Annotated in this window: 13 protein-coding genes; 9 read left to right on the top strand and 4 right to left on the bottom strand. The window is 60.5% G+C overall.

The window, feature by feature from the left end; all coding sequences use genetic code 11:
• Positions 1-12 precede the first annotated feature (12 nt).
• A complete protein-coding gene (locus tag ASG55_RS07705; protein ID WP_056785136.1) occupies positions 13-1206 on the top strand; it encodes a GAF domain-containing sensor histidine kinase in 1194 nt (397 codons plus the stop codon).
• Between the two features lie 8 nt (positions 1207-1214).
• Here ASG55_RS07705 and ASG55_RS07700 read toward each other — a convergent pair whose 3' ends face one another.
• Positions 1215-2147 (bottom strand): helix-turn-helix transcriptional regulator, encoded by a 933-nt coding sequence (locus ASG55_RS07700; RefSeq protein WP_041478660.1) that lies wholly within the window; start codon positions 2145-2147, stop codon positions 1215-1217.
• Positions 2148-2688: 541 nt separating this feature from the next.
• Between ASG55_RS07700 and ASG55_RS07695 the strand changes: the two genes are divergently transcribed.
• From ASG55_RS07695 to ASG55_RS07680, 4 genes are all read left to right on the top strand, one after another.
• Entirely contained in the window at positions 2689-4038 is a 1350-nt protein-coding gene (locus tag ASG55_RS07695; RefSeq protein ID WP_056785134.1) for an MFS transporter, read from the top strand.
• 99 nt (positions 4039-4137) lie between these two features.
• The gene (locus tag ASG55_RS07690) at positions 4138-4830 is read left to right on the top strand and encodes a fumarylacetoacetate hydrolase family protein (protein WP_056785132.1); all 693 of its coding nucleotides are present in this window, start codon (positions 4138-4140) and stop codon (positions 4828-4830) included.
• Positions 4831-4862: 32 nt separating this feature from the next.
• Positions 4863-5621, top strand: a complete 759-nt coding sequence (locus ASG55_RS07685; protein WP_056785129.1) for an SDR family oxidoreductase — start codon at positions 4863-4865, stop codon at positions 5619-5621.
• Positions 5622-5652: 31 nt separating this feature from the next.
• Positions 5653-6609, top strand: a complete 957-nt coding sequence (locus ASG55_RS07680) for a 2-hydroxyacid dehydrogenase (RefSeq protein ID WP_056785128.1) — start codon at positions 5653-5655, stop codon at positions 6607-6609.
• A 749-nt stretch (positions 6610-7358) separates the two neighbouring features.
• Here the strand turns inward: ASG55_RS07680 and ASG55_RS07675 are convergent.
• Complete coding sequence (locus ASG55_RS07675) at positions 7359-7700, bottom strand: hypothetical protein (protein WP_041480431.1); 342 nt, start codon at positions 7698-7700, stop codon at positions 7359-7361.
• Positions 7701-7785: 85 nt separating this feature from the next.
• Entirely contained in the window at positions 7786-8427 is a 642-nt protein-coding gene (locus ASG55_RS07670) for a hypothetical protein (RefSeq protein WP_056786827.1), read from the bottom strand.
• 167 nt (positions 8428-8594) lie between these two features.
• Here ASG55_RS07670 and ASG55_RS07665 point away from each other — a divergent pair, with 167 nt between their 5' ends.
• From ASG55_RS07665 to ASG55_RS07650, 4 genes are all read left to right on the top strand, one after another.
• Entirely contained in the window at positions 8595-8843 is a 249-nt protein-coding gene (locus tag ASG55_RS07665; RefSeq protein WP_056785124.1) for a hypothetical protein, read from the top strand.
• Between the two features lie 105 nt (positions 8844-8948).
• Positions 8949-10106 carry a GGDEF domain-containing protein gene (locus ASG55_RS07660; RefSeq protein WP_056785122.1) on the top strand — a complete coding sequence of 386 codons (1158 nt, stop codon included), beginning with the start codon at positions 8949-8951 and terminating at the stop codon, positions 10104-10106.
• A gap of 8 nt (positions 10107-10114) precedes the next feature.
• On the top strand, positions 10115-10630 hold the full coding sequence (locus ASG55_RS07655) for a PaaI family thioesterase (RefSeq protein WP_056785119.1): 516 nt from the start codon (positions 10115-10117) through the stop codon (positions 10628-10630).
• Positions 10631-10662: 32 nt separating this feature from the next.
• The gene (locus ASG55_RS07650; RefSeq protein WP_056785115.1) at positions 10663-11067 is read left to right on the top strand and encodes a hypothetical protein; all 405 of its coding nucleotides are present in this window, start codon (positions 10663-10665) and stop codon (positions 11065-11067) included.
• Between the two features lie 64 nt (positions 11068-11131).
• Here ASG55_RS07650 and ASG55_RS07645 read toward each other — a convergent pair whose 3' ends face one another.
• Complete coding sequence (locus tag ASG55_RS07645; RefSeq protein WP_056785113.1) at positions 11132-13336, bottom strand: OsmC domain/YcaO domain-containing protein; 2205 nt, start codon at positions 13334-13336, stop codon at positions 11132-11134.
• Positions 13337-13372: the final 36 nt, after the last annotated feature.

The raw sequence follows: 13372 nt of genomic DNA, 5'->3' as shown, positions 1-13372 counted from the left end.
GAAGCGCCGGCCATGCCCCAGACAGATTTCTCCTCCGACCTCGAAGCCATCGGCAGCATTGACGCCGTGCCGGTGATCCTGAGCATGGTCAAGCACATGACCGGCATGCGCTTCGCCGCCGTAGCGCGGGTTACCGAGAGCAAGTGGATCGCCTGCGCCGTGGATGATTCGATTGACTTCGGCCTGTTGCCTGGCGGCGAGCTGGTGCTGGAATCGACGATTTGCCATGAAATCCGTCAGCACCATCAGCCGGTGATCTTCGGCCATGCCAGCCAGCACCCGGTTTTCTCCACGCACCACACGCCGAAAACCTATGGTCTGGAAAGCTACATTTCGATTCCGATCATCAAGGCCAATGGCGAGTTTTTCGGCACACTCTGCGCCATTGATTCGGTTCCGGCGAACCTCGACGACCCGGCCATCGAAAAGACCCTCACCCTCTTCGCCCAGCTGATTGCAATGAGCCTGGATACCCAGGGCCATTTGCACGCGACCAAAACCGCACTGGCCGATGCCAACGAATTGGGCCGTCTGCGCGAGCAGTTCATCGCCGTACTGGGCCATGACTTGCGCACGCCACTCAGTGCCATTCGCATGAGTGCCGACCTGCTGCAAAGCAAAGCCGAAGACAAGCGCTCGCGCACGCTGCTATCGGCGATCCGTACCAGTTCGGTGCGCATGGGCGTGCTGATCGAAAACATCCTCGACTTTGCCCGGGGTCGGCTCGGCAGCGGGATTCCGGTGCAACGCAAACTGGTCGATGACTTGCAGCAAACGCTGCGCCAGACCCTTGAAGAAATCCAGGTGGCGTACCCGCAGGCGAAGTTCATTGATTCGCTTGAGGTACCGACCGGGGTCTATTGCGACCCGTTGCGCATCAGCCAGTTGTTGTCGAATCTGCTGGGCAACGCGGTGACCCACGGTTCTACGGCCGAACCGATCGTGCTCAAGGCGTTTGCCGAGGGCGATGAGATGGTGATTTCGCTGACCAACCAGGGCGCGCCGATTCCACCCGCGCTGATGCCGCTGCTGTTTGAACCGTTCTCACGTTCCGAAGCCGGTCAGCGCAATGAAGGGCTGGGGCTGGGCTTGTACATTGCCGGGCAAATTGCCAATGCGCACAACGGCACCTTGACCGTGACGTCCGACAGCGAGGCAGGCACCTGTTTCGTGGCGCGCTTCCCTGCCCGCTTCAAATGGGTCTGAGCGCCGTTCTAAGTATTCAGTGGTGTCTGCGGCGTATCCGGATTGAGCTGGCGGCGACGAAACTGCCCCGGTGGCTGGCCATGAATCTGGCGAAAACGCCGGGAGAAATAGGCCTCATCAGCAAATCCACACAGCCGCGCGACCTCGCCCACCGAGCGCGTACTGTTGAGGAGGAAGTTGCGCGCCGCGTGCATGCGCCGCTCCAGCACCAGCTCGGTGAACGTTTTGCCGATCTCCTTGCGCAGCCAGTGCGTCAGGTAAGTCGGTGACAGATAGGTCGCAGCGGCGACTTTGATCAGGTTGAGATCAGGATCGGCGATGTTCTTCCGCAAGTATTCGAACATGCGGCTCAAGGCGTCGCGACGGCTGTTCTCGGCGGCATTCTCTTCCGCCAGGCGCTTGAGCGGCTCGGCATAAAGAAAACACACGCTGCCGATCATCTGCAGCAACAAGCCCTTGAGCATTTCTCGCGTGCCGAACTGACGGTTCTCATCAAGGCTGCGCATCTGCTCGATCAGGCCGCAGACCTGAGCGAAATCCTCATCGCCCAAAATGAAATCCAGATGCTCCTGAAAGCGGAACGGCGACAGTTCAGGCGCGAGCAGGATTGACACCTCTTCCAGATCCATCGGGTCGCACTGTAGATGCGGCAAGAGGAACGTCTGGGAAAAATTGATGACGATGAAATTGCTGTCTGCGGGATGCGGAATCACATGCACGCGGTGCGGCAGGATGAACGCCAGAGTGTTGCGCGGGAACGGCCGTTGCACGCTGCCGATGTGCTGCACGGTGTCGCCACCGAGGTTGATCTGGATTTGAAAATACTCATGCCGGTGAGGCGCGGTTTCGGCGCGCCGACCCTTTTTGTCGCGAATGTAGAAATCGGTCAATTCGCTGCGTTGCTGCATGACGTAGGTCGGGATACGGCTGGGTGAAGACATGGGCGGGAGGTCCTCCGGGCAGTGAGGTGGCGCCCGTCATCTTGCAGGGTTGTGCGGTGGGCGGCAACGAGTCATACGATGACGTTGTCTTTTTTGAAAGAAGCCTCGCGATGAGCCTGTCCAAAAACCGCATTATCGTAAAAGTAGAGATAGTCGTTATTTTTCAGTTATTTATGCTTTAAACCTGATCTTTATTATCAAGACAAATCGTATTTATCTTTTTGGACACGTTCGCCAAATCCACTTTTTTCAAGAAAAAACGTTCTAACCCATCGGTTGATTTAGAACCGTTGTACGACCACTGTAATGACCAACGCAGCCCAACCTCTTTCAAAAACAATCAAAGGTGCGCACGTCATGATCCTGCTATTTCCCCTCACCGCCCCGCCCGACCTCCCCTTGAAATCAGTCGCAGAAAGACGTTCCTGAACGTCTGAAAACCGCGCTGCAACCCGTTCGATTGCCTTGCCCCACACGTTGCGGGCAACGGCATCGGCTGCTCGAAAAATCTCGACTCTTCTAACAATAACGAGGTCTCCGCATGTCCAACTCCCATTCTTCCAGTGCCACGGTGCCGCCGGTGATCGCCGGTGCACGCGATGCCGTTTCGGCGCAGCGTCTGCCTACGCGGCGGCGCTGGTTCATGCTGTCGCTGCTGCTGATCGCGACGATCATCAATTACATCGACCGGGTGAACATCTCGATCGCCGCGCCGTTCATGGCCAAGGATCTGGGCTTGGACAAGATCGAGATGGGCCTGATCTTTTCCGCCTTCGCCTGGACCTATGCGCTGGCGCTGGTGCCGGCCGGCTTCATCGCTGATCGGTTTGGCTCGCGCTTCACCTACGGCGTATCGCTGATCAGTTGGTCGACCGTCACCGTTTGCCAGGGTTTCGCCACGGGATTTGCCTCGCTGTTCGGCCTGCGCCTGGCGGTCGGCGCCATGGAAGCTCCGGCTTTCCCGGCCAACAGCCGCGCCGTGACGGTGTGGTTCCCGGCGCGGGAACGCGGGATGGCCAGCAGCATTTACGTGTGCGGCCAGTACCTCGGCACCGCGCTGTTCACCGGCGCGCTGCTGTGGCTGGCGACCACTTTTGACTGGCGCCACGTGTTCTACAGCACCGGCGCACTCGGCATCGTCTTCGGTGTGCTGTGGCTGTACCTGTATCGCGATCCGCTGAACTGCAAGAAAGTCAGCCAGGAAGAATTGAAGTACATCGAAACCGGCGGCGGCCTGGTCAAGAGCAGCCAGGAGCGCACCCGTTTCAACTGGCGGCAGATTGCCGAGCTGTTCAGTTATCGGCAGATCTGGGCGATCTGCATCGGCAAGTTCGCCAGCACCTCGGCGCTGTACTTCTTCCTCACCTGGTTCCCGACCTACCTGATCGAAGAACGCAAACTGACCATGATCAAGGCCGGGATCTTCGCCGTGCTGCCGTTCGTGGGGGCGACGGTGGGGATTCTGCTGGCCGGCATCGTTTCCGACCTGCTGATCCGTCGCGGCTACTCGATGTCGTTTGCGCGCAAGTTGCCGCTGGTGGTCGGTTCGATGCTGGGCATGTCGATCGTGCTGGTGAATTTCACCGACTCCAACCTGATCTGCATCGCCGTGTTGACCATCGCGTTCTTCGCCCAAGGCATCGCGTCCTCATCGTGGGCGGCGGTATCGGAAGTGGCGCCAAAAGAGCTGATCGGCCTCACCGGCGGCATTACCAGCCTGGCGGCGAACATCGGCGGCATCGTCACGCCGATCGTGATCGGCGCCATCGTCCACGCCACCGGCACCTTCGCCTATGCCTTCTGGTTTATTGGCGGCGTCGCGCTGATCGGCACGCTCTCCTATTCGTTGTTGCTCGGACGTCTGTACCGCATCGAGCTGAAGGTGCGCTGAGGCGAAAAGCCCGGATTTGTCCAAACGCAGGCGGCTTTCGTCCAACTTCACCGACGCCAGCCGCCGTACGCTGCCCTTTCAAACAGGATGACCCGCAGGATGAACATGACCGAATACGTCTTTACCCCGGATCTGCCCGTGACCTTGCCGGTCCTCGGCACCGAGCAGCGCTTCCCCGTTGGCCGGGTGTTCTGTGTCGGCCGTAACTACCCGTGGCCGGACTCTCAAGGCCAGTCGCGCCAACCTCCAGTGTTTTTCATGAAACCGGCAAGTTGCGTGGTGGATGCCGTCGGCGACGTCGCCTTCCCCTCAGTGTGCGAGGACTTCGTTCACGAAATCGAACTGGTCGTGGCCATCGGTGAAGGCGGCGCCCATATCCCTGAAGATCAGGCTCTGGCCTACGTCTGGGGCTACGCTGCCGGCCTCGACCTGACCCGCCGCGATGTTCAACGCGCAGCCAAGAGCAACGGCTTGCCGTGGGAAGGCGCCAAGGTGTTCGACGGCGCCGCGCCGATGACTGCCGTCGTCCCGGTGAGCCGCAGCGGCCATCCCGAGGGCGAATTGTGGCTGAACGTCAACGGCGAAGAACGCCAGCGCGACAACCTCGACAGCCAGATCTGGTCGGTCAGCGAAGTGATCGCGCGCATCTCGCAATCCGTGGCCCTGCGCGCCGGCGACCTGATCATGACCGGCAGCCCCGCCGGCGTTGACAGTCTGCAACCCGGCGATGTGATCAGCGCTGGCATCGACGGCATCGGCCACCTGGAAATGCGCGTCGGCCCACGGCCCTGATCCTGCGGACTAAGAAAAAGGAGAACAACACTATGACGACCCCCTTGAAAGTCGCGCTGGTGACCGGCGCCGGCAGTGGCATCGGCCGCGCCGTGGCACTCGGCCTGATGGCCGACGGCTTTACCCTTGTGCTCGCCGGACGCCGGCCCGAGCCCTTGCAAGCATTGGTCGAACTGGCGCAGAGCCAAGGTCATCAAGCCTTGGCGGTACCCACCGACGTGCGTGACCCGGCCAGTGTCGACGTGCTGTTCGCGACCATTGCCGAGGTCTACGGGCGCCTCGATGTGGTCTTCAACAACGCCGGGGTCAACGCCCCCGCCGTGCCGCTGGACGAACTGACCTTCGAGCAGTGGCGCAACGTGATCGACACCAACCTCAACGGAGTCTTTCTGTGCGCTCGCGGCGCGTTTGGGCTGATGCGCAAACAACAGCCGCAGGGCGGGCGGATCATCAACAACGGCTCGATTTCCGCACACACGCCGCGCCCGTTCAGCAGCGCCTACACCGCGAGCAAACACGCCGTGCTCGGCCTGACCAAATCCCTGGCGCTGGATGGCCGTGAATTCAACATCGCCTGCAGCCAGATCGACATCGGCAATGCCCTGACCGAAATGTCGGTGCGCATGACCAAAGGCGTACGCCAGGCCAACGGCAGCATCGCCGTCGAGCCGATGGTCGACGTCAAACACGTCGCCGATGCAGTGCGCTACATCGCCGGCCTGCCGCTGTCGGCCAACGTCCTGAACATGACCGTCATGGCCAGCGCCATGCCGTTTGCCGGCCGCGGTTGAGCCGGCCTTTTTATTGCGTAACGAGGTAGCCATGAAGCCAGAAATCCTGCAACTGAGCCCGATCCTGATCCCGGCAATCAACGCGCGTCTGGACGAACTGTTCACCGTACGCCGCTACTTCCAGCAAGCGGACAAACCCGCCTACATAAAGGAACACGGCGCCAACATTCGCGGCGTCATCACCGGCGGCCACACCGGCATCAGCCAGGCGCTGATGGCGCAACTGCCGAACCTGGAAGTCGTCGCGGTCAACGGCGTCGGCACCGACGCCGTCGATCTGGCCTACGCCCGCGACCGCGGCATCCGCGTCACCGCCACCATCGGCGCCCTCACCGAAGACGTCGCCGACCTCGCCATCGGCCTGCTCATCTCGGTCTGTCGCGGCCTGTGCACCAGCGACCGCTACGTCCGCTCCGGCCAATGGCCGCAAAGCCCAACCCCACTCGCCCCACTGCCCCTGGCCCGACAAGTCTCCGGCATGCGCATCGGCATCGTCGGCATGGGCCGCGTCGGCCGCGCCATCGCCACCCGCGCCGCCGCCTTCGGCTGCCCGATCAGCTACACCGACCTGCAACCAATGAGCGACGTCCCCCACACCTTCGTCGCCGACCTCAAACAACTGGCCCGCGACAGCGACGCCCTGATCCTCGCCGCAGCGGCGGACAAGGGCGAAGCGATCATCGACGCGCAAGTGCTGCAAGCGCTGGGCAAGGACGGTTATCTGATCAACGTCGCCCGGGGCAAACTGGTGAATGAGAAGGCTCTGGTTGCCGCGCTTGCGGCTGGCGAGATTGCCGGGGCTGGGCTGGATGTGTTTGTCGATGAACCGAATGTGCCGGAAGCGTTGTTTGGTAATGAACAGGTGGTGCTGCAACCGCATCGGGCCAGCGCCACGCTTCAGACACGCACGCGGATGGGGGAAATGGTTGTGGCGAGTCTGGTAGATACGTTTGCGGGGAAAGTGCCGGTTGGGTGTGTGACTGGGTGAACGGGTTCCGGAGCGCTGTTCGTGATCGCGGCACACACCGCCTTCGCGAGCAGGCTCGCTCCCACAGGAAAGCAAAAGCAAACCAAGCAGGCCGTCCCGCCACCCAACACGATGAGCGCAAGCTCGAGTAGCTTTTGATCCTGGAGCCCGTCGGCAGGCTGAGTGGAGGGATTGATCCGGGTGTGGGAGCGCAGCGACCGTCTGGCGCAGCCAGACACAGCGGAAGGAGGTGCAGCGAAGCAAACCGGAGCCGCTGCGCCCGGATCGATCCCGGAGCGAANGGGAGCGCAGCGACCGTCTGGCGCAGCCAGACACAGCGGAAGGAGGTGCAGCGAAGCAAACCGGAGCCGCTGCGCCCGGATCGATCCCGGAGCGAAGGAACCCCGAGCCCCAGCGAGCGGGCCGAACGTCAGGGCGAAGACCTTTTGGTTCCTTTTGGGGCGTTTGCCAAAAGGGACTCGCCGTAAGGGCGAAACCGCCAGCCGCAACANCGAGCGGGCCGAACGTCAGGGCGAAGACCTTTTGGTTCCTTTTGGGGCGTTTGCCAAAAGGGACTCGCCGTAAGGGCGAAACCGCCAGCCGCAACACCACCAAAAAAGGATATACACCCAAAAACCCCAAAGCATGGTCGGCCCAAAGGCCGCCAAGTCCAAAAAAAAGCCCCACAACCGAAAACCAGTGTGGGGCGAAAAAATTGGTTGGTTGCGGCCAACCAAAGGAGCTCTGTCAAAACCCGTCAAGCGCTCAGATCAAATGCACTCCTGAGCCGCCCGCTCAAAACTCGAAGGCAACAAATTCGACGCCAGCAAATGCCGCTCATAAATGAACACCTTGCCACCCTTCCCCGCCTTGTACGCCTCCAGCACGTTGTCCGCCGACACCTTGCTCGGCACCACAATCCGATAACTGCGCTGACTCTGCGAAACCGTCGGATTCAACGCACTGCCCTGCAACTTCGGCACCACGCAATCGGCGTACTGCGCCGGCGTCTTGCTGGTCTGCAAGGTCAGGGTCGGATCGTTCGGCGCCGAAGCACAACCGCCGAGCAACAGGGAAACAAAAGCCATGGCTGGCACGAATAAAGGACGCATGGAGTAAATCCTGAAAATAAAGGTTCGGTTCAACCGGCAACAGTTCGACTTCACGGCGCCGCCGTTGCCATTTACGTTTTAAGAATCAGCTCGACGCCACCAGGGCCTTGAGCGACACATCGAATTGCTTCAGCGCGTTGAGTTGCAGGTCACGCTGCTGATTGATCTGCGCGGCGATTTGCGGCGCCGCCTGGTTGTGCACCCACACCGAAGGCAATTCTTGCTCGATCGCCCCCTCGGCCTTGCCGATGTACTGCAGATCGGCGTCGTAGAACCGTGCAGAGAAGCGCGCCTCGACCAGGCTGTTGCGCTGAGTCAGCAAGCGGTTGAAGGTATCGAGCTTGACCACCACATCCGGATGGGCCTGAAGCAGCACATCCAGATTGTCGTAAACGGTCACCGAGACGAACTGTCGCTGCAGCGAACTCACCAGCCAGTCGAGGGCCAGTTCTGGGTCGGAGCTGCCGACAAAGGCGTCGCGGATTCGCGAGTCCAGTGCGTCTTTGGCGCCGTTCAGCGCCATGTCGTGGTAGCGCTCCAGATATTGCAGGTTCTGCAGTGTGTTTTCGCTCAACAACACACCCACGGTCTGCGTGTGCTGCAAGGCCGATGCGCTGGCGGCGATGGGTTGCAGGTGACACGACCGGGAGTCGTCTGCGTAAGCCGGTGCGGTAACTACCCCGCCCATCAGCAGGGCGATCATTGCCAGTCGAGTCAGAATGTTCATCGCGCAATTTCCTTGAGCTGCGTCTTCGATGGAGGTGATTTTCCGCCGATCGCCGGCAAAGCAGAACTTGCGTTTCTTGATGGTCACTATTACTTCCAGCAATAGTTGCGCGTCGCGCAGACTGATGCACACTGAGCACATTCAAGAAAAATGATGAGGGTCTCGCCTTGAGAACGTTTGATCTGATCCGTGACGCCGTGCTGCCCGAATATCGCGACCGCGTAGCCGAATACCTGGTGCAGTACGAAAGCGTCCTGCTGGACAAAAACACCCGCGATGCGCAATTGATCCGCGATACCGCCCAGCAACTGCGCGGTTATCTGCGCGGCCTCAATACCACGCGGGTGCTGGGCATGGCCTATTGGGAAGAGCTCGATCGGCGCGTGGTAGACACCTGGCTAAGCCCGCAAGAGTGACCGCTGAAGCGCCAGTGGTCTGCCCGGCAACACGCCCCCTGCGAAAAACCTGACCAAACGCTTACAATCGCAGGCCTATTGCCATACAGACAGGCCTGCCCGGAAATGCCGCTCGACCCGCCAACGATGCTGACCATCACGATCGCCCTCGCAGCCGCTGCCGCGCTGTACCTGGCGGTCGAGTGGCGCAGCATCCGTGAGCCTTCGCTACTGTTCTGGAGCGCCGGTTTCGCCACCATCACCATCGGTTCCACCCTCGCGCTGCTGCGCAGCAGCGGTTTTCTGCTGCTGGGCATCTGGTTCGCCAACGGCCTGCTGGTGACCGCGCATTTCTTTTTCCTGCTCGGCGTGGCGCGCTTCACCCAGACCCGACTGTCGCCGGCGTGGTACCTGATTTTCGCGACGTGGCTGATCATGTTGATGTTGCCGGACGGCCCGCTGTGGTCCAAGGCCATGCTGGTGGCCAACTCAATGCTGGTGGCGATCCCGACCCTCAAGGCCAGTTCGCTGCTGCGCCCGCACGGCAAGTCGTTGAGCGTGGGCGCGGTGCAATTGCGTTATGTGCTGCTCGGCCACGGCATCTTTTATGTGGCCAAGGCCCTGACCGTGGTGATCCCCGGCACGCTGATCGATCTGGCGGCATTTCGCGGCGAGATCATTCAGATCTCGCTGGTCGAAGGCGCGATGGCGATCATGTTGATCGCCCTGTCGATGACCGGCACCGAGCGTTATCGCCGGGAAAAGCAGATCGCCCGCCTCGCCGAGCGCGATCCGCTCACGGCCCTCTACAACCGCCGCGCCCTGGAAAAGCGTACGCCACGCCTGCTGGCCGGCGTATCCGAGCAAAGACCGGGTGCGTTGCTGTTGATCGATATCGACAACTTCAAACTGGTCAACGACCAGTACGGGCATATTGCCGGTGATCGCTTGCTGATTGCTCTGAGCGAGATGATCCGCGCCCAGCTGCCGCCCCATGCGCTGACGGCGCGGCTGGGTGGCGACGAGTTTCTGATGCTGCTCAACAATGCCTCAGCCGAAGCTATCCTTGAACTGGGCAATGCTTTGCGCGAACAGTTTCTGGCCTTGGCGTCGCACACCTATCCCACGTCCGCTGCGGTGACCTTGAGCATCGGCGCCACCCTGTTCGACAAACCGCCGGCCAGTCTGGCGGCGCTGATCGAACTTGGCGACGCCGCGCTCTACGAGTCCAAACGCGGCGGACGCAACCGCTTGCGCCTGTCCGGCCTCGCCACTCCAGGATGAAACCCGCCATGTCCAGCCACGACACCCCACTGCAAGACCTCGCCGCCCCCGAAGGCGTTTGTTACGGCTGCGGCGGCCGCAATCCGCAAGGCCTGCACGTGAAAAGTCGGTGGGATGAGGACGGCAACCACGTCATCGCCGAGCATCTGCCCGAAGCTCAATACTGCGGCTGGCCGGATCTGGTTTACGGCGGGCTGATTGCCATGCTCGTCGACTGTCACTCCAACTGGACCGCCATGGCCTGGCACTACCGCGCAGAAAACCGCGAAGCCGGCAGTCTGCCGCGCATCGACTGCGTCACCGGTAACCTTGGGATCAAATTCATCAAACCCACACCGATGGGCGTGCCGCTGCTCTTGCGCGCGCGAGTCGAAGGTGAAGTCGGGCGCAAGACCCGGGTGATTTGCGAGGTGTATGCCGGGGAAGTGCTCACGGCGGTGGGTGATTCGGTGTTTGTGCGGGTGGATACGGGGCAGTTGGCGGATGCAGCGCATGGCCGCAAAAGCCAAAGCCCCTCACCCTAGCCCTCTCCCAAAGGGAGAGGGAACTGACCGAGGTGCTTGGTGCAGATACGCCGACCTGGGAAACCGAGCCGAACTCAAATCTTGAAAAAACCCTCACCCTAGCCCTCTCCCAGAGGGAGAGGGAATTGACCGAGGTGTCTGGTGGAAATAGGCCGACCTGGGAAACCGAGCCGAACTCAAATCTTGAAAAAACCCTCACCCTAGCCCTCTCCCAAAGGGAGAGGGAACTGACCGAGGAGCTTGGTGCAGATACGCCGACCTGGGAAACCGAGTCGAACTCAAATCTTGAAAAAACCCTCACCCTAGCCCTCTCCCAAAGAGAGAGGGAACTGACCGAGGTGTCTGGTGGAATAGGCCGACCTGGGAAACCGAGTCGAACACAAATTCTGAAAAGCTTGAAAATCGGCTCCCTCTCCCTCGGGAGAGGGCTGGGGTGAGGGGCTACGGTTCAAGCCACGCAGCCACACTCAAGCCGAAAGCGAAACGTTCTGAGCCAGCTCTTCAACGCGACAAAGCCACCACACCAGCCCGCGCCGCGTGCAGCTTTTTATAGCTTTCGATCAAGCGCAAATGCCGATCCAGCCCTTCCAGCTTCATGCTCGTTGGCGTCAAACCGTAAAAACGCACACTGCCATTCACCGACCCAATCGCCGCATCCATACGCTCGTCACCAAACATCCGGCGGAAATTGGCTTCGTAATCCTCAAGCTCGAGATCCTCGTCCAGCTCCATCTCCAGCACCACATTCACTGCCTGATAGAACAAGCCGCGCTCTACGGTGTTGTCGTTGTATTGCAGGAACGCCTCAACCAGATCCTTGGCCTCGTCAAACTTCTGCAGTGCGAGGTAGATCAGCAGGCGCAGTTCCAGAATCGTCAGCTTGCCCCACGGCGTGTTGTCATCGAACTCAATGCCGATCAGCGTGGTGATATCGGTGTAGTCATCCTGCTCGCTGCGTTCCAGGCCTTGGACCAGATTGCGCAGGCCAACCTTGCTGAGGTTGTGCAGATTGAGGATGTCGGCACGGAATTGCAGGGCTTTGTTGGTGTTGTCCCAGATCAGGTCTTCGATCGGGTAGATCTCCGAGTAGTCCGGCACGAGGATGCGGCAGGCTTTGGCGCCGATGTGCTCGTAGACCGCCATGTAGACTTCCTTGCCCATGTCTTCGAGGATGCCGAACAGGGTCGCGGCTTCTTCGGCGTTGGAGTTTTCGCCTTGGCCTGAGAAGTCCCATTCGACGAATTCGAAATCTGGCTTGGCACTGAAGAAGCGCCACGACACCACACCGCTGGAATCGATGAAGTGCTCGACAAAGTTGTTCGGTTCGGTCACTGCCTGCCCCGAGAACGTCGGCTGCGGCAAGTCATTGAGGCCTTCGAAGCTGCGGCCCTGGAGCAGTTCGGTCAGGCTGCGTTCCAGCGCGACTTCCAGGCTCGGGTGCGCGCCGAACGAGGCGAAGACGCCGCCAGTGCGCGGATTCATCAGGGTCACGCACATCACCGGGAATTCACCGCCCAGCGAGGCGTCCTTGACCAGCACAGGGAAGCCCTGCTCTTCAAGGCCTTTGATGCCGGCGAGGATGCTCGGGTATTTTTCCAGTACCTCTTGCGGTACATCCGGCAGGGCCATTTCGCCTTCGAGAATCTCGCGTTTGACCGCGCGTTCGAAAATCTCCGACAGGCACTGCACCTGCGCTTCGGCCAAGGTGTTGCCGGCACTCATGCCGTTGCTCAGGTAGAGGTTTTCGATCAGGTTCGACGGGAAGTACACCACTTCACCGTCCGACTGGCGCACGAACGGCAGCGAGCAGATGCCGCGCTGCGTGTTGCCGGAGTTGGTGTCGTAAAGGTGCGAGCCGCGCAGTTCGCCGTCGCGGTTGTAAATGCCAAGGGTGTAGTCGTCGAGAATCTCGCTTGGCAATTCGTCTTTCGGACCCGGCTTGAACCACTTCTCGTCCGGATAATGGACGAATTCGGCATTGGCGATGTCTTCGCCCCAGAACTGGTCGTTATAGAAGAAGTTGCAATTGAGGCGCTCGATGAACTCGCCCAGCGCCGACGCCAGTGCGCCTTCCTTGGTCGCGCCCTTGCCGTTGGTGAAGCACATCGGCGAATGCGCGTCGCGAATGTGCAGCGACCAGACGTTGGGCACGATGTTGCGCCACGAGGCGATTTCGATCTTCATGCCGAGGTCGGCGAGGATCTTCGACATGTTGGCAATGGTCTGTTCCAGCGGCAGGTCCTTGCCGGCGATGTAGGTGCCTGCCTGGGAATCGGACTGAGGCATCAACAAGGCCTGGGCATCGGCGTCGAGGTTGTCGACTTCTTCGATGATGAACTCGGGGCCGGTCTGCACCACCTTCTTCACGGTGCAGCGGTCGATGGAACGGAGGATGCCCTGGCGATCCTTGTCCGAGATGTCGGCCGGCAACTCGACCTGAATCTTGAAGATCTGGTTGTAGCGGTTTTCCGGGTCGACGATGTTGTTCTGCGACAGGCGAATGTTCTCTGTCGGAATATTGCGTGTGTCGCAGTACAGCTTGACGAAGTAAGCCGCGCACAAGGCCGACGACGCCAGGAAGTAGTCGAACGGCCCCGGTGCCGAGCCATCGCCCTTGTAGCGAATGGGCTGATCGGCGATCACCGTGAAGTCGTCGAACTTGGCTTCAAGTCGAAGGTTGTCGAGAAAGTTGACCTTGATTTCCATGCGGGATTACCAGAATACGGCTAAACGAATGGCGGC

Source organism: Pseudomonas sp. Leaf434 (assembly GCF_001425545.1).
GTDB classification, from domain to species: domain Bacteria; phylum Pseudomonadota; class Gammaproteobacteria; order Pseudomonadales; family Pseudomonadaceae; genus Aquipseudomonas; species Aquipseudomonas siliginis.
This window is presented reverse-complemented; position numbering and strand designations above follow the sequence as displayed.